The 16,127-nt window shown below is 64.4% G+C and carries 13 protein-coding genes; 7 read left to right on the forward strand and 6 right to left on the reverse strand.

What is annotated here, in order from left to right; translation table 11 throughout:
* Positions 1–10: 10 nt before the first annotated feature.
* A complete protein-coding gene (locus CXQ88_RS07675) occupies positions 11–3,517 on the forward strand; it encodes a DEAD/DEAH box helicase (RefSeq protein ID WP_104043567.1) in 3,507 nt (1,168 codons plus the stop codon).
* Between the two features lie 174 nt (positions 3,518–3,691).
* Positions 3,692–4,717, forward strand: a complete 1,026-nt coding sequence (locus CXQ88_RS07680) for a glycoside hydrolase (RefSeq protein WP_258061730.1) — start codon at positions 3,692–3,694, stop codon at positions 4,715–4,717.
* A gap of 161 nt (positions 4,718–4,878) precedes the next feature.
* Here CXQ88_RS07680 and CXQ88_RS07685 read toward each other — a convergent pair whose 3' ends face one another.
* Positions 4,879–6,168 (reverse strand): ammonium transporter, encoded by a 1,290-nt coding sequence (locus CXQ88_RS07685; RefSeq protein ID WP_104043569.1) that lies wholly within the window; start codon positions 6,166–6,168, stop codon positions 4,879–4,881.
* A gap of 332 nt (positions 6,169–6,500) precedes the next feature.
* Between CXQ88_RS07685 and CXQ88_RS07690 the strand changes: the two genes are divergently transcribed.
* Positions 6,501–7,091 (forward strand): dihydrofolate reductase family protein, encoded by a 591-nt coding sequence (locus CXQ88_RS07690; RefSeq protein ID WP_104043570.1) that lies wholly within the window; start codon positions 6,501–6,503, stop codon positions 7,089–7,091.
* Positions 7,092–7,096: 5 nt separating this feature from the next.
* On the opposite strand, the gene CXQ88_RS07695 is transcribed toward CXQ88_RS07690, so the two are convergent.
* Positions 7,097–7,489 carry a DUF1761 domain-containing protein gene (locus tag CXQ88_RS07695; protein WP_104043571.1) on the reverse strand — a complete coding sequence of 131 codons (393 nt, stop codon included), beginning with the start codon at positions 7,487–7,489 and terminating at the stop codon, positions 7,097–7,099.
* 124 nt (positions 7,490–7,613) lie between these two features.
* The gene (locus CXQ88_RS07700; protein ID WP_104043572.1) at positions 7,614–8,465 is read right to left on the reverse strand and encodes a helix-turn-helix domain-containing protein; all 852 of its coding nucleotides are present in this window, start codon (positions 8,463–8,465) and stop codon (positions 7,614–7,616) included.
* Positions 8,466–8,633: 168 nt separating this feature from the next.
* On the opposite strand from CXQ88_RS07700, the gene CXQ88_RS07705 reads away from it, so the two are divergent.
* The 3 genes from CXQ88_RS07705 to CXQ88_RS07715 all read left to right on the forward strand — a co-directional run bounded on the left by CXQ88_RS07705 (position 8,634) and on the right by CXQ88_RS07715 (position 11,698).
* Complete coding sequence (locus tag CXQ88_RS07705; protein ID WP_258061731.1) at positions 8,634–9,779, forward strand: Gfo/Idh/MocA family protein; 1,146 nt, start codon at positions 8,634–8,636, stop codon at positions 9,777–9,779.
* On the forward strand, positions 9,779–10,528 hold the full coding sequence (locus CXQ88_RS07710) for a ThuA domain-containing protein (RefSeq protein ID WP_104043574.1): 750 nt from the start codon (positions 9,779–9,781) through the stop codon (positions 10,526–10,528). Before CXQ88_RS07705 ends, CXQ88_RS07710 begins: the two co-directional genes overlap by 1 nt.
* A 72-nt stretch (positions 10,529–10,600) precedes the next feature.
* Positions 10,601–11,698, forward strand: a complete 1,098-nt coding sequence (locus CXQ88_RS07715; RefSeq protein ID WP_104043575.1) for a D-TA family PLP-dependent enzyme — start codon at positions 10,601–10,603, stop codon at positions 11,696–11,698.
* Between the two features lie 9 nt (positions 11,699–11,707).
* Here CXQ88_RS07715 and gdhA read toward each other — a convergent pair whose 3' ends face one another.
* Positions 11,708–13,045: an NADP-specific glutamate dehydrogenase gene (gdhA, locus tag CXQ88_RS07720; protein ID WP_104043576.1), complete on the reverse strand. Its 1,338-nt coding sequence runs from the start codon at positions 13,043–13,045 to the stop codon at positions 11,708–11,710.
* Positions 13,046–13,248: 203 nt separating this feature from the next.
* Here gdhA and CXQ88_RS07725 point away from each other — a divergent pair, with 203 nt between their 5' ends.
* A complete protein-coding gene (locus CXQ88_RS07725; RefSeq protein ID WP_104043577.1) occupies positions 13,249–13,899 on the forward strand; it encodes an AmiS/UreI family transporter in 651 nt (216 codons plus the stop codon).
* 37 nt (positions 13,900–13,936) lie between these two features.
* Here CXQ88_RS07725 and idi read toward each other — a convergent pair whose 3' ends face one another.
* Both idi and CXQ88_RS07735 read right to left on the reverse strand, forming a co-directional pair.
* Positions 13,937–14,464 (reverse strand): isopentenyl-diphosphate Delta-isomerase, encoded by a 528-nt coding sequence (gene idi / locus CXQ88_RS07730; protein ID WP_104043682.1) that lies wholly within the window; start codon positions 14,462–14,464, stop codon positions 13,937–13,939.
* A 334-nt stretch (positions 14,465–14,798) separates the two neighbouring features.
* Complete coding sequence (locus CXQ88_RS07735) at positions 14,799–15,698, reverse strand: sugar phosphate isomerase/epimerase family protein (protein ID WP_219816307.1); 900 nt, start codon at positions 15,696–15,698, stop codon at positions 14,799–14,801.
* Positions 15,699–16,127 lie beyond the last annotated feature (429 nt).

A 16,127-nucleotide genomic window follows, 5' to 3' on the forward strand; every position in this document is an offset into this window, starting at 1 on the left:
AGCGCGCACCATGCCATCCCAACCGGACGAGAGTGCGGCACTGGCAATACAGACCCCCGCCATCAACGACCGTTCCCTGGCGGCCGGGCTGGCTTATGCCATGGGAAGCCGCGTCTCGGGAATTTCGTTCGACGCCGCCACCGGACTCATGCTGGGCAAGGTCCGCGGCGGCGCGGACCTTCCGTATTCGACCACCGCCAAGCTGGTCCGCAGGGGTGGCGGCTGGAGCTGCACCGTAGGGGTGTGCAGCTGCCCGGTCCGGAAGGACTGCAAGCACGTGGCGGCGCTGCTTTTCGCGGCGGAGGACAACCCGGCCACCCGCGTGCAGCTGCTTTCGCCGGCTACCGCCACGCAGGTTTCGCGGGAACCGCTCACCACCGTTTCTGATTGGGAGCGGGCCCTCAGCCCGCTGATCTCCCAGCCGGGCATTGCACTGTCGACAAATGGCGTCCCCCTGGCCCTCCAGTTCGAGGTTGAAGAGCCCGCGCCGCATTTTTCCTACACCGGCCGGCGGGACCCGCTGCGCAGTGTCCGCCAGCTGAAGGCCCGCCCGGTGATCATGGGCGCCAAGGGCAAGTGGATCCGCGGCGACGTCTCCTGGAATACCCTGAGCTACCTGAACTTCCGCCGAGAGTGCAACGAGTCGCACGTCGAGTGGATGCAGGAGTTCCTGGCCGCGCACTCCGCCTCGGCCGCCCGGATGCAGAACTCATCGGGCCTCTGGCTGGGCCTGAACACCTACTCCGGAAAGAACCTCTGGAGCCTGCTGGCGGACGCCAAAAAGATCGGCCTGGCGCTGGTTCACTCGCGCGGCACCGAACCGGTCCGGCTCGCGGAGTCCCCCGCCGCCGTCGGCCTTAACCTCGGCCGTTACGGCTCGCCCCTCACTGAACCTTCCGCTGCCGGCGCGGATTCAAACGGCACGCCCGCCGAAGCTCAAAGTTCCGACGGCGGGCTGGAGCTTGCGCCCACCGTCACTGTTGAAGGGGTCGAGGTTGATCCGGCGTCGATAGGCACGATCGGCCGTCCGGCGCACGGCATTTTTGTAACGTCCGGGGAGGCGGCTTTACCGGGCGTCCCGGACCCCGACGGTGTCATCACGCTGGCGCCGCTGGAAAGTGGCCTGAGCGAGGAGCTGCTCTCGTTTGTGACTGCGGGCAGCACCCTCCGCATTCCTGCCAAGGACGAATCGCGCTTCCTTACAGGCTTCTACCCCAAGCTGAAGCAGTCGGCCCGCGTCACTGCCCGGGATGAGTCTGTTGAGCTCCCCACCCTGGCCCTCCCCACCCTCTCGCTGCTGGCAAATTACGGCGCCGACCACAGGGTGCGGCTGCACTGGGAATGGCACTACAAAACGGGAAACCTGGTCACCGCCCAACCGTTGTGGCGGCACCCCGGCGACCACGGCTACCGTGACGACACCGCCGAGGCCCGGATCCTTGAAGGGATCGGCCAGCCCTGGGACGTGGTCCCTGCCCTGGGCGAATCCGCAACCGGCGGCTGGGGCACTCCCCGGCTCGCGGCTTCGGTAGAGCTGAAGGGCCTGGACACCCTGGCGTTTACCGAGGAAGTACTGCCCCGCCTTCGCCAGGCTCCGGACGTCGACGTCGACACCGTGGGCGACATCGCCGACTACCGCGAGGCTGAGGAAGCGCCGGTGGTTTCCATCTCCACCAAGGCCACCGAGCAGCGTGACTGGTTCGACCTCGGCATCCAGATATCCCTTGAGGGCCAGCCGGTTTCGTTCGCCGCCGTGTTCTCCGCGCTGGCCGCGGGGCAGACCAAGATGCTGTTGCCCAGCGGCGCTTACTTCTCGCTGGACCTCCCCGAACTGCACCAGCTGCGCGCTCTGATCGAGGAAGCCCGCTCGCTGCAGGACAATAAGGATGCACCGCTGCAGATCAGCCGTTTCCAGGCAGGCCTGTGGGATGAGCTCGCCCAGCTGGGGATCGTTGACGAGCAGGCAGCGGCCTGGCGCACGGCGGTTGGCGGTTTGCTGGAGGGCGGCGTGGACGGCCTGCCGCTCCCGGCCACCCTGAACGCCGAACTGCGTCCATACCAGCTGGAGGGCTTCAACTGGCTCACCTTCCTGTACCGGCACAGCCTCGGCGGCATTCTCGCTGACGACATGGGCCTTGGCAAAACCGTGCAGGCGCTCGCCCTGATGTGCGCGGCAAAGGAACTGGCGCGTTCGGTTGCTGCCGGGGAACCCGCGCCCGCTGCGTCAGGTTCCAGTGTTCCGGCTTCCGGCGCCGCTATTTCCGCGCCCGACGCCGGCGCTCCCTTTTTGGTGGTGGCGCCCACCAGCGTCGTGGGCAACTGGGCCTTGGAAGCAGCGCGCTTTGCTCCCGGTTTGAAGATCCAGGCCATCAGTGAGACCTTCGCGAAGAGCAACCAGGTCCCGGCCGAGTCGCTCGCCGGAGTGGACATCGTGATCACGTCCTATGCCCTGTTCCGGATCGATTACGAGGCCTACGCCTCCCTGGAATGGGCCGGCCTGGTCCTGGACGAGGCCCAGTTCGTGAAAAACCACCAGTCCAAGGCGTACCAGTGCGCCAGGAAACTGCCCGCCGCCTTCAAACTGGCCATTACCGGCACACCGCTGGAAAACAACCTCATGGAATTCTGGGCGCTCACCTCGATCGTTGCGCCGGGGCTGTTTTCCAGTCCCAAGCGTTTCGCGGAGTACTACCAGAAGCCGGTGGAGAAGAACGGTGACAAGGGGCAGCTGGACAAGCTGCGCCGTCGGGTCCGTCCGCTGATGATGCGGCGCACCAAGGACCAGGTCATCAAGGACCTGCCGCCCAAGCAGGAGCAGATCCTGGAGGTGGTGCTGAACCCGCGCCACCAGAAGGTTTACCAGACACACCTGCAGCGGGAACGGCAAAAAATCCTTGGACTGATCGAGGACGTCAACAAGAACCGCTTCACCATCTTCCAGTCGCTGACCCTGCTGCGGCAGCTCAGCCTGGACGCCTCGCTTGTTGATCCGGCCTTGTCGTCGGTCCGGTCCAGCAAGCTGGACGTGCTGTTCGAGCAGCTTGAGGACCTGGTGGCTGAGGGCCACCGTGCCCTGATCTTCAGCCAGTTCACGGGCTTCCTCGGCAAGGTCCGGGAGCGGCTGGACGAGGAGAAGATCGAGTACTGCTACCTCGACGGTGGAACCCGCAACCGGGCCGACGTTGTCAGCGAGTTCAAGAACGGCAGTGCACCCGTGTTCCTGATCTCGCTGAAGGCAGGCGGGTTCGGGCTCAACCTCACGGAGGCCGACTACGTGTTCCTGCTGGATCCATGGTGGAATCCGGCATCGGAGGCGCAGGCTGTGGACCGGACCCACAGGATCGGGCAGGAGCGGAACGTGATGGTCTACCGGCTGGTCGCCAAGGACACGATCGAAGAGAAAGTCATGGCGCTGAAGGCCCGGAAGTCGCAGCTGTTCGCCGACGTGATGGAAGGCGACGCCCTGGCCGGTGGCTCCATCACCGCTGAAGACCTGGCAGGGCTGTTCCAGGAGTAACCGCGCGAGTGGTGTCTGTTCCGCTGTCGACACGGCATCGCGGTTTCGACCCGCAAATTCGCTGACGCGGCCGAACATTGGGTAGCGCCCGCAAATTTGCGTATCGCTATTGCGTTCACGAGTCGCCAAACGTGAATATGCTGGAAGCACCAAAACTACAACGTTGGAGAATCGGTGCAACAGGACCCAGTGGTACAGGACGCAGCCCCCCAGGACCAGGCTGCCGTTGGACTCACTCCCCTGCGCCCCGAGGCCTTTCGGACTCCGTACCGCGACCCCCTCTGGGACGGCCCCACCGATCCCATCCTGGTTCCGGACCACCTCACCGGCGAGTGGGTACTGTTCTACACTCAGCGCCGGGCCGCGCAACCGGGACTGACTGGCGTCGAGTGGGTGCACGGAACAGCGATCGGCGTTGCGAGGTCTGCCGACGGCGGACTGGGCTGGAGCTACCAAGGCACCCTGGACGGACTGGTGCCTCCGGAAACGGAACTGCCGGCTACTCTGTGGGCTCCCGACGTCGTAAGGATCGGCGATCAGTGGATCATGTACCTGACGGTCTTGGGCGGGGTGCGGACAGACTGGACCGGCAACGCGTCCATCGTCCAGCTGGCCAGCCGGGACCTGGCTACGTGGGAGTACCTCGGCGCCATCGACCTGGATTCACCCCGGGTCATTGATGCCGCCGTCGCCCTCTGCGGGGATGGCCGCTACCGCCTCTGGTACAAGGACGAGGCCCGCGGCTCCAATACCTACAGCGCAGTGAGCGATACACCCCAGGACCCGTCGTCGTGGATCCAGGAAGGACTTACCATCCCCGGCCGTCCCCACGAAGGACCCAAGGTCTTCCAGCTCGAGGGGACCTACTGGATGATTGTTGATGAATGGCGCGGCCAGGCCATTTACCGCTCGGACGACGCCGCCGGCAACTGGGTACCGCAGGAACACCTGGGCGGGCTCATCCTGACGCAACCGGAACGCGTGGACGGAAGGCCCGTCGTCGGACGCCATGCGGATGTGGTTCCCCTCGCAGGCCAGGAAGACGGGAGAGAACGGGCACTGCTGGTCTACTTCACGCACCCGCACTGGGGCGGGGAAGACATCGACACCATGGCACCTGAACCGAAGACCCGCCTCAGCCACGTCAGGGCAGCGGTATTGGAAGTTCGCGACGGCAACCTGGTTTGCACCGAGCACTGAACCCTGCACCTGCACCCGCAACCCGCAACCCGCAACCCGCAGATGACAAAGGGCCAAGCCCTGGAACTATAAGCCAGCTGCTGCTGGCACCGGTCCACGGTTTGGCCCTCTGCCTGACTCGTATCCCGGGCGCCTCTGCCACCCGAAATTCTTAGCGCGTGCTAGGCCCGCTGAGGCGAACCAAGCTCCACGGGATCCTCATCTGTGAGGTATGCCAGCTCCGAGTGGGCAGCGAGGTCGATGCCACGCATCTCGTCTTCCGGCTTGATGCGCAGGCCAACGGTTTTGTCCAGGATCTTTGCAAGGATCCAGGTGATGCCAAACGAGTAAGCGAGCACCGTGACGGTTGCCAGCGCCTGGACACCCAGGAGTGCGACGCCCCCGCCGTAGAACAGGCCGTTGACAGCGTTGGGTGCGGCGTCGGTTGCGAACAGGCCGATCAGCAGCGTGCCGAGGATGCCGCCCACCAGGTGGACGCCGACGACGTCGAGCGAATCGTCATAGCCCAGGCGGAACTTCAGCTCGATGGCCAGGGAGCAGACGGCCCCGGCGATGGCACCGATGGCCACCGCCCCGAGAGGGCTCACTGCACCACAGGCGGGCGTGATGGCCACCAGTGCCGAGATTAGGCCGGATGCCGCGCCCATGCTGGTAGCTGCGCCGCGGCGCAGGCGCTCAACGAGTGCCCAGGCGAGGAGGCCGGCCGAAGCGGCAACGGCGGTGTTCAGGAAAACCACCGACGCCGACTGGCCGGCTGAAAGTGCGGAGCCGGCGTTGAAGCCGAACCAGCCCACCCACAGCAGCCCTGCACCGATGAGAACCAGCGGCCGGCTGTGCGGCTTGGCGTGCTCCACCTTGGGCCAGCCCGAGCTCTTGCCCAGGACCAAAGCAAGGGCCAGGGCGGCGGCGCCTGCATTCATGTGGACCGCAGTACCACCAGCGAAGTCGATTGCCTTGATGCCGTTCGCAATCCAGCCGCCGGTAACGCTGCCGTCGGCCGAGGAGAACGCGAACACCCAGTGCGCGATGGGAAAGTAGACAATGGTGGCCCAGATTCCAGCGAACAGCATCCAGGCGCCGAACTTCATGCGGCCGGCTGCGGCTCCCGCAACCAGGGCAGTTGTAACGCAGGCGAAGAACAGCTGGAACGCGGCGAACAGGACCACGGGGATGGAGGCGCCCTCATCCGCCGGGAGCAGCTGCGCCATGCCGGGGAACTCGGTGACGTCACCGATGAGTCCCAGGCCGCCTACGGAGTTTCCAAAGGCCATCGAGTAGCCGAACAGCGCCCAGAGGACAGCCACCAGGCTGGCGCCACCGAAGCACATCATCATCATGTTGAGAATGCGGCGCGACCCCACCATGCCCCCGTAAAATAGGGCCAGGGCGGGGATCATCATGCAGACCAGCGCTGAACTGGCCAGAATCCAAGCGACATTTCCCGAATCCATGGGAAACCCCTTTCGTGATGCGAAGAGAGAACGGTAAGTTGCCGTCAGAGCCGCTCCGGAGGAGGGACGCGGGGTCAGTACCACGTTCATCGGAGGGTAGCTATTGCCGTCGTGCTCCAACTGTATGGCTGCCATTTTTGGGTAGGTTTCGGGCGTGTTAAATGATGGTTTCAGTCATCCACCTGTGAGTTTCAGCAGTCCCACTGATTGCAGGCGGGCAGCCAGGTGGGGTGCGGAGAAAGGCAGCAAGGGCACATTCTTCCGAGGCCTGTCGCCAAAGGCCGCCGCGTGCCTACAGTTTTTGAGGGGACTCGAAAGTGGAAGGAAGACGGATGCGGACCGTGACTTATGGTGCAGCGTGCAGCCTTGACGGGTTCATCGCCGGCAGTGACGGCGCCATCGACTGGCTCCACTTCAGCCGCGACGTGGAGGAGGTCATGGCTCAGTACTGGTCCACTGTGGATGCCGTACTGATGGGCCGGAAGACGTGGGAGTTCGCAGCCGCCCAAGGCATGGGCGGTGGGCCCGACTCCAGCAACCCCTCCGCGAGCAACGAGGGCAGCGGCACACCGGCTGTCGCCACCTACCTCTTCTCCCGGACGCTCACGGAACCCCCGTCGGGAGTGGAGCTCATCTCTGCTGATGCAATTGGCTTCGTGACGCAGCTCAAGGAACAACCGGGTAGTGGTATCTGCGTGATGGGCGGCGGCGAGCTCGCCGGCTCGCTCTTCGAGGCAGGCCTTATTGATGAGATCAGTCTGAACGTACATCCCGTACTGCTGGGGTCGGGCATCCCGTTTTTCCACCAAACGCGACGCATTGCCCTTGAACTAACCGAATTGCGTACCATCGACGGCGGTTGCGTCTTGATGACGTACCGCGTGCGGAAGAAAAATCCAGGAGCGGCCACTAAACATCAATAAGACGCCTATTGCAGGGCGCCAATGGTCGCCCCCATGGCTGCAAATGACACCACGTTGTAGCTGGCATTGATGGCAAAGAGGGTCAGGCTGCGCCGTTCGAAGAGGTAGTTGATGCCCAATGCCGCCGCGACCCAGGCCACGCCCGCGGCAAGCCCCGCCGCCGCGCCAAAGCCTGCGCCGGCATCGCCGATGAATGCGGCCAGCACCACAGCCATGATCACGGCAAGCAGGAAGGACCCCACAAAAACCCGGACCGTGCCATGCTTCAGCTGTTCGTCCGTCACCCCGGCTTCGCGCTGCCACACCTTGGCGAAGAGTACGGAATACCAGAGCCCGCCCACCACAAATGTGGTCAAGGCAGCCAGCAGTACAGCCACCCAGTTAATGTCGATTTCCATCGCAGGCCCCTTCCCGTGGGCGCTTTTGAGTGCGTCATTGGCTGGAGCTTATGGCCGCTGGCCGGCGGAGTCTTGTACAAAAACGGCACGCTCGTGGCTTCTTAGGGCGGCCGGATCTACGGCTTTAGCGGGCCACCGGCTGGCCGTCTCCCACGCGGTCAAGGGGAACGAATGTGGCGTACTCAGGCCCATGCTCGCGGACCACGCGGAGGTATTCCGACGGCGTGAACCCGCTGAAGCGCCGAAAGGACCGAATCAAGTGCGGCTGATCGTAGTAGTTAGCCAGCGCGAGGAGGTCCCGGCCGCTGGCGCCGTCGGCGGGGAGCCGGGCGGCAGCCGTAGCGAAGCGGTGGAAACGGCACACATCGGAGTAGCCCTTCGGTGTGATTCCGCAGTTCCGGAGCATCAGCCGCTGCAGCGTGGAGGGGTTGATGCCCACGTGTGCGGCCAACTCCGCCACGGGGATGTCCTCGGCCGCCAACTGCGCAACTGCCTGGCGTGTGCGCTCGTCCACTCCCGGGCGCAGCCGGGAGGTCAGGAAGCGTTCCAGCGCTGCGAAGGCAGCAGCCGGGCCAGCGGATGCCAGGTCCGCCCGCAGCTCCGCGAAGCCAGGAAGGAAACCGTCCGAGTCCTGTACCTTTCCCTGCAGGTCCGACGGCGGCACGTTGGTCAGTGCCGCGATGCCGTAGGGCTGCAGCGCAGCGCCGACGTTGAACAGCTCCGGCGGGTTTTCGCTGATGAGGTAGGTCCGCTGGATGCCCGAGTAGAAACCGACTGCGACTTCGGCAGCTGCAGCTTCCGCGGAAGCGACGAACGGGTCAAGCAGGCGGTACGGCGATGACAGATTCAGGACCAGGTGCGCCAGCGGCCCGGGGAGTATCTTTTCGTACTTCGCCACCGGCGCACCACGGACAAACCAGAAATGGCTGACGAAAGGCTGAAGATGGGCCGGTGCGGGAAACTCCTCGTAGAGCACAGGAGCAGTCTACGGTGCCCCGTTGAAGCCACTTCCCCGGGCACAGAGGCCGCCCCTGAACGACCTTCGTCGGGGCCAGTTATGCTGGGGAAACCCGCAGCAGCACGGCGAATCGATTCCAAGAGCACCAAGTCACAACCGTCACCCGCCAAGGAAAAGGAAGCATCCGTGAAGAACGAGCAGTCGTCCGGTCAGCAGGCACCTGCCCCTCAAAAAGCGCCGGCAAGCGAAACTCGCCAGGAACTGCGGGTAGGTGTCGTCGGCATTGGCTGGGCGGGACAGCAGCATCTCAAGGCCTACGCTTCCCTGCGAGGCGTCCGCATCGTGTCTCTGGCCGGAATGGAACAGGAACTCCGGGGCTCGCTCCAGGCCGAATACTCCATACCCAGTGCCTTCTCGGACTGGGAAGAAATGCTGGAGCACGGCGGCCTCGACGCCATCAGCGTGGCCGTTCCTACGTTCCTGCACGCGCCCATCGCCGTCGCCGCCCTGGAGCGGGGAATCCACGTGTTGAGCGAGAAGCCCATTGCACGCAACGCCGTGGAAGGCCAGGCCATGGTGGACGCGGCCCGCAAGGCGGGACGCGTCCTGGACGTAGCCTTCAACCACCGCCGCCGGGGTGACATCCAGGCCCTCAAGGGCGTCATCGAGCAGGGCGGGCTGGGCCGGCCGTACTACGCCAAGGCATCCTGGTTGCGCCGCTCGGGTATTCCCACGCTGGGCAGCTGGTTCACCAACCCCGAACTGGCAGGCGGCGGACCGCTGGCGGACATCGGCGTGCATGCGCTGGACTACGCTTTGCACCTTCTCGGTGAACCGAAAGTCGTGTCGGTTTCCGCAGCCACTCATTCAGAGCTGGGCCCGCAAGGGCGGGGCGGCGGAAGCCAGTACTCCGCTTTGGCGTCCAGGCACGCGTTTGAGGTGGAAGACTTCGCGTCCGCCTTCCTTCGCCTTGAAGGTGGCGGCACCCTGCTGATCGAGGCGAGCTGGGCCACCTACCGGGAGACGGACGACCTGCTGGACTTCACGGTTTACGGGACCGACGGCGGGGCCGAGCTCAAGGTACAGGGTGCACCTTTCCCGCCCGTTGGCGAGCTTCGCGTGTTCACGGAAAAGGACGGCGAATCCGCCGATTACGTGCCGTCGGTGTTGCCGGGGCGCGCACACGACGGAGTTGTGGAAGATTTCGTAACGGCAGTGCGCGGCGGAGCGGGAATCTGGGGTGAGCACGACGGATCCCTGGCCCTCTACCGGGCACAGGTCATCGACGCGTGCTACCAGTCCGCGCGGGAGCAGAGGGAGGTTCGTCTCTAATGAACGGCAAACTGAGGATCCGGGTGTGGAACGAGGGCGTCCACGAGGCCATCAACGAGCCGTCCCACATCGGGGAGATCTACCCCGACGGCATCCACGGCGCCATCGCCGCTGGTCTCCACTCCTACTACCCGGAAGCGGAAATCACGACGGCGGTCCTTGCCACCGACGAAGAGCACGGCCTTGACGAGGACGTGCTTGCGGAGACGGACGTCCTGCTCTGGTGGGGGCACATGGCGCATCATGAGGTGAGCGACACCGTCGTCGAACGCGTCCACCGGCACGTTCTCGGCGGAATGGGGCTGATCGTGCTCCACTCGGGGCATTTCGCCAAAGTATTCACCAAGCTGCTGGGCACCACCTGCTCCCTCGCGTGGCGGAACGACGGCGAGCGCGAGCTCGTATGGACCGTGAAACCTTCGCACCCCATCGCTGAAGGCGTGGACAGCCCCATCGTTATCCCAGAGCAGGAAATGTACGGCGAGCTGTTCGACATCCCGGACCCGGACGACCTGATCTTCATCAGCTCCTTCGCCGGCGGCGAGGTGTTCCGCTCCGGCGTCACCTTCACCCGTGGCAAGGGGCGCATCTTCTACTTCAGCCCCGGCGACCAGGAATACCCGGTTTACCACCACCCGCAGATCCAACGGGTCCTGGCGAACGGCGTGAAGTGGGCCGCCCAGCCAGAACTGGAGCGTTCGGTCCCGGAAGTCACCAACCCTGCCCGGAACTGGTTCGAGGAGGCCTAGGAGTTTGCGGCTTCGTAATGCCAAAGAGTGTTGACCATATCGAGCGCGCCTGGCGCTGAGGAGGCCGGAAGAATGACCATTCCCGCCGGAATCGATACACCCCAAATCCTGGTCGACGTGGATGTCCTGGACCGGAACATCCAACGGATGGCCCGCGCAGTCCAGGCTAAAGGCCTTGCCTTGCGACCGCACGCCAAGACCCACAAAATCCCCGAGATCGCAGCCCGGCAGCTCGCGGCCGGTGCAGCGGGACTGACCGTGGCAACCATCGGCGAGGCGGAGGTGTTCGCGGCCGGAGGTGTGGACAACATCTTTATTGCCTACCCCCTGTGGCTCTCGCCGCGGAAGGCTGAACGCCTCCGGCGGCTGGCGGCAACGGCAGCAATTTCAGTCGGCGTGGACTCTGCGGCCGGCGCCGCAATGCTCGGAGAGGGCTTGGGCGACGCGGCCGCGGAAGTTGCCGTCCTTGTTGAGATCGACAGCGGCCACCACCGCAGCGGCGTGCTGCCGGAAGCGGCGGCAAAGGTGGCCCGGGCAGCCTCCGGCGCCGGCTTGCGGGTGGCAGGTGTGTTCACCTTCCCGGGCCACAGCTACGCCCCGGGGATGTCGATCGAGGCGGTGGTGCAGGAGCGGGAAGCTTTGAAGCATGCGACAGAGGCCCTTGCCGAGGCTGGGTTCGAGGCGCAGGTCCGCAGCGGCGGATCCACCCCGACGGCGCTGCTCACCGAAGGTTCCGTTGCCACCGAAGTGCGTCCTGGCGTCTACGTCTTTGGTGACGCCCAGCAATTTGAGCTGGGCAGGTGCGCCCTCGAAGACATCGCCCTCACCGTGGCCACCACCGTGGTCAGTCACCACAACACTCCGCCGGGAACCCCTGGGCGCTTCATCGTTGACGCCGGCAGCAAGATTTTGGGCAGTGACCGCCCGTCCTGGGCAACCGGATACGGCCGGCTGATCGACCATGCCAACGCCCGGATCACCGCCCTCTCGGAGCACCACGCCACGGTGGAATGGCACGACGGCGGGGCGCCACCGCCCATCGGCACGCGGCTGAGGGTCATCCCCAACCACGTGTGCCTGGCTATCAACCTTGTGGATGAGGTGGCCGTCGTAAAGCAGGGACAACTCGTGGACCGTTGGAGTGTGGCGGCCAGAGGAAGGAACCGATGAGAGGTCCTGCTAAATCAGCCCCTGTGCCAGCATCGCGTCGGCCACTTTGACGAAGCCGCCGATGTTGGCGCCGAGCACGTAGTTGCCCGGGTCGCCGTACTCGTCAGCGGTGGACGCGCAGCGGTGGTGGATGCCCACCATGATTTCGGTCAGCCGCTCTTCCGTGTGCTCGAAGGACCATGAGTCACGGCTGGCGTTCTGCTGCATCTCCAAGGCCGACGTCGCCACGCCGCCGGCATTGGCCGCCTTGCCCGGGCCAAACAGCACGCCGGCTTCCTGGAAAACTGCCACGGCGTCGCGCGTGGACGGCATGTTCGCACCCTCGCCTAGGGCGAGGAGCCCATTGCGGACCAGCCGGGCGGCAGCATCGCCGTCGAGCTCGTTCTGGGTGGCGCAGGGCAACGCCACGGTGGCATTCACGTCCCAGACGGAGCCGCCTTCCACGTAGGAGGCGCCGCCCCGGCGTTCGGCATAGTCCTTCAGGCGGCCCCGTTCCACTTCCTTCACCTCGCGGAGCAGCACGATGTCGATGCCGGCCTCATCCACCACGTAACCGGAAGAGTCAGAGCAGGCCACCACCGTGGCACCCAACGCCTGCGCCTTGGCGATCGCGTTGATGGCCACGTTGCCGGAGCCGGAGACCACCACACGCTGGCCATCGAAGGATGTCGCCCGCGTCTTCAGCATTTCCTGCGTGAAGATCACCGTCCCAAAACCAGTGGCCTCGGGCCGCACCAGAGAGCCGCCCCAGGAGATGCCCTTGCCCGTGAGGACGCCGGATTCATAGCGGTTGGTGATGCGCTTGTACTGGCCGAACAGGTAGCCGATCTCGCGCCCGCCCACCCCGATGTCGCCGGCCGGGACATCGGTGTATTCGCCGATGTGGCGGTAGAGCTCGGTCATAAATGACTGGCAGAACCGCATCACTTCGGCGTCACTGCGGCCGCGGGGGTCAAAGTCGGAGCCGCCCTTCCCGCCGCCGATGGGCATGCCGGTGAGGGCGTTTTTAAAGATCTGCTCGAAGCCAAGGAACTTAACAATGCCAAGGTAGACGGAGGGGTGGAACCGCAGGCCGCCTTTGTAGGGGCCCAGGGCGGAGTTGAATTCCACCCGGAAGCCGCGGTTGATCTGCACGCGCCCCGCGTCGTCGGTCCACGGTACCCGGAAGATAATCTGCCGTTCGGGTTCGCAGAGCCGCTCCAGGATGGCGGCTTCAAGGAATTCGGGGTGCCTGTCATGGACCGGCCCCAGGCTCTCGAAGACCTCCGTGATGGCTTGGTGGAATTCCGCCTCGCCGGGGTTCCGGGCCAGGACCGTGTCCCTGATGGCCTCCAGCCGTGCATCCATGAACTATTCCTTACCGTGGGCGAACGCGGGACGGCGGCGCGGAGGCAGCACTGTCCCAGGAAGTTTACGTTTCAACTTATCGGATTACGACTCGGTACTGTTAGGCGAGCAGACGAGCACAGCGCTATTCTCCGTATTGTGACAACGAAATTCCACTTTATGAAATCACCCGTCCGGTCGCGTTTTACCTGCGGGGTGTCCTGATGCCACACGTATGCCTCCTCCTCTCCGGCGCCGCACTTCTCATTAACGGCCTCGCCATCCTGGGGCACCTGCCGCGCCGCGATGCAGCAGTGCTCAGCCTGGTGGTGGGGTCCATCCAACTGGTCCTCGCCGTCGGATATGTGACAAATGACGACGGCGGTGGAGGCCTATTGCCGACTGCCGCGGGCATGTTCCTGTTCGGCCTGACGTACGTCTACGTGGGTCTGGACGTCCTGCTGAACCTCGGGTCGAAGGGGCTGGGTTGGTTCTGCGGCATGGTTGCGTTCGTCGGACTCCTGCTGGCCGCCGCCTGGCTTAATACGGATCCCCTGCTTGCCGTGCTATGGCTGGCGTGGGCGGCTCTCTGGGGCTTGATGTTCGCCTCGATGGCCCTCGGCCTGGGATGCCTGGACCCGGCCATCGGCTGGGGCCTGGTTCTGGCCAGCCAGGCGACGGCCACCATCCCCGCTTTCCTCGGCCTGGCAGGAGCCTGGCCACGAACGCCTGGGCTGGCCTGGCTGGCCGCTGCCATCCTGGCGGCGCTCTTTGCAGCGGCGTTCCTGCTGGCCCGCCGCGAGGGCAGGGCGGCGCTCCCTGCAAGCCTTGTTTCGGCAGACGGCGCCGGGCCAGTCAGCACTTCCAATCCCTGAACGGGTAAATTCGCGCCTTACTGTTCCAGGGAGCGCCTTACAGGAGGCTGGTGCGCAGCTCTTTTAGTTGCAGGACCAGCCAGGGGCTGAAAGCCCATGGGGCGGACTCCGCTGCCGCCTCGAGGCTTGACATGGAAACCCACTGGTACTCGCACACCTCAGATTGTCGCGGCGCTACCGAATCATCAGTTAGGGCTGTAAAGACAGGGCACAGTTCGTTTTCCACAATGCCATTCGGGTCAACAGCCCTGTACCTAAACTGCGGCAGGCGCTGCTCCACATTCAGGACCTCGATTCCGAGTTCCCACTGGCCTCGCCGCCGAATCGCGTCCACCATATCCTCGTGTGGAGCCGGATGTCCGCAAAACGAATTGGTCCACACACCTGGCCAGGCAGCTTTCACAAGGGCGCGCCGGGTAACAAGAATTCGCCCCATTCGATCAAATACGTAGCAGGAAAACGCCAAATGAAGCGGGGTTTGGTGATCATGGATATCCTGCTTCGGCGCTGTCCCACAGGGCTGGCCGTGCGCGTCCAAAAGTACAACTAACTCTTGATCTGTCATGCCCGCGTCCTGCCTATGAAGCTGCGCCATGCTTCATTCAAGAACGGCATGGCATTGCCGGACGTTGTAGTGCCAGTCATAGGTGGGCCTAGCAAGCCTGAAGCATTCACAGGGGCATTCCTTTCAGGCGCGGGCCTCAACGTGAATGACAATGAGGCTGGTAGCAACAACTATCCATGTTTTACGCGGAGATTGGGGGCTCCTATTCGATTTTCCGGCAACGCCAGACAAGGGAATTCCGCAACGAAGAGCGGGATGACGAGCATCGGACGGCGGAGCCGGGCCTGCGCTCCCCCATAGCACAGGCCCGGCTCTCAAATGTGAGCGGCCCCCGTTAGAAGCGGAGCCCCCGAAGGTAGTTGTAGCCCACCTCGGCCGTCTGCAGCGGCGTGACATCGGGCTGGTCGTTCTCGACGATAAATTCCTTCGGCGTGTGCGCCCGGAAGATGCGTGCAAAGTCGATGGTTCCGGTTCCGAGGTCCGCGAAATCGCCCGCGGTGGCGCGGTCCTTCACGTGGTACTGCAGGACCTTTTGCGGAGCCTGGAGGATGGTATCAATGGCAAACTGGACAGGATCTTTTGCACCCACGCCAACGCCGGCGGTCACTGCCCAGTAGAGGTCCACCTCAAGGTGGACCAGTTTTGGATCGAGGTACTTCGTGAAGATGTGCCACGGGGTCAGGCCGCCGCCGAGATCGGTAGTGAACTCATGGGCGTGGTTGTGGTAGCCGTACTTGAGGCCGGCCTGCCGGGCAACAGCGGCCTCCGCGTTCATCTGCTCCGCCCAGCGGTACCAGTCAGCTGCAGAGCTGGAAACCAGGTACGGCACGTTGATGTGGGTCTGGCCGAGAGTCACGGCATTGGCGATTTTCGTCTCGAGCGCGGCAGGAGTGGCACTGATGCCGTCATGGCTGGAGGAGGGCGTAATGCCGAGTGAATCAAGCGTCGAGCGCATCGCCCCGGCGGTTCGCCCGTACAAACCCGCGAGTTCAACCTTGGTGTAGCCGTAGTTGGCGAGGCTCGCCAGCGTGGCATCCACGCCCTCGCCGCGCATGATCGAGCGCAGCGTGTACAGCTGGATGCTGATCAGTCCGGGTGGCACCGGCCGGCCTGCCGCTTTGGCAGCCGGAGCGGCCATCGCGGCAGTCCCGCCGAATCCGGCGATACCGACACCCACGCCTGCCGCCATCGCTCCCCTCAGGAAGCCGCGCCGGTCGACACCCTTCTCTTCCAATGAACGACGAAGGGCGCCTGGGGCATTAAATCCGAAGCACATATGTTTGCCTTTCCTGGCAGGTAATGCGTTCCTTCACCGGCTTTGGTGAGGGGAAGCATGCGAAGCTGCAACGCAGCGGGTTGTTTAAGAGGGCTCGCGGCAGAGGCTGACCACGGCCAAGCGGCAACGCCGCCCACGGTTGGTTGCTTCGCCCACAGCGTCTTCGCCGTGAGCTTCGCGCTCCACCGTTGCCGAGATAAGCATCAGATGCGATGGGGGCAGGAACTCAGGGTGCAGCTGTGATGCACGCTTTCGCTGACATGAATCCCCTGATTTCACGCGCGGTAACGACGCCTGAAACCCAGGCAGAAAGTGGTGTTGGCTTTCAGCCTGACCGGCCATTGGCGCCCCGAACTAAAAGTAGCGTTGCCATCGACCGGGCTTTGG

Source organism: Arthrobacter sp. ZGTC412 (assembly GCF_002929215.1).
In the GTDB taxonomy this organism is placed as follows: domain Bacteria; phylum Actinomycetota; class Actinomycetes; order Actinomycetales; family Micrococcaceae; genus Arthrobacter.

What these genes read in the sequence shown, in the direction of transcription:
- CXQ88_RS07675 (WP_104043567.1), top strand. Translation starts at nt 11, where the DNA reads ATGCCATCCCAACCGGACGAGAGTGCGGCACTGGCAATACAGACCCCC.
- CXQ88_RS07685 (WP_104043569.1), bottom strand. Translation starts at nt 6,168, where the DNA reads ATGGATTCGGGAAATGTCGCTTGGATTCTGGCCAGTTCAGCGCTGGTC.
- CXQ88_RS07690 (WP_104043570.1), top strand. Translation starts at nt 6,501, where the DNA reads ATGCGGACCGTGACTTATGGTGCAGCGTGCAGCCTTGACGGGTTCATC.
- CXQ88_RS07695 (WP_104043571.1), bottom strand. Translation starts at nt 7,489, where the DNA reads ATGGAAATCGACATTAACTGGGTGGCTGTACTGCTGGCTGCCTTGACC.
- CXQ88_RS07710 (WP_104043574.1), top strand. Translation starts at nt 9,779, where the DNA reads ATGAACGGCAAACTGAGGATCCGGGTGTGGAACGAGGGCGTCCACGAG.
- CXQ88_RS07715 (WP_104043575.1), top strand. Translation starts at nt 10,601, where the DNA reads ATGACCATTCCCGCCGGAATCGATACACCCCAAATCCTGGTCGACGTG.
- gdhA (WP_104043576.1), bottom strand. Translation starts at nt 13,045, where the DNA reads ATGGATGCACGGCTGGAGGCCATCAGGGACACGGTCCTGGCCCGGAAC.
- CXQ88_RS07725 (WP_104043577.1), top strand. Translation starts at nt 13,249, where the DNA reads ATGCCACACGTATGCCTCCTCCTCTCCGGCGCCGCACTTCTCATTAAC.
- idi (WP_104043682.1), bottom strand. Translation starts at nt 14,464, where the DNA reads ATGACAGATCAAGAGTTAGTTGTACTTTTGGACGCGCACGGCCAGCCC.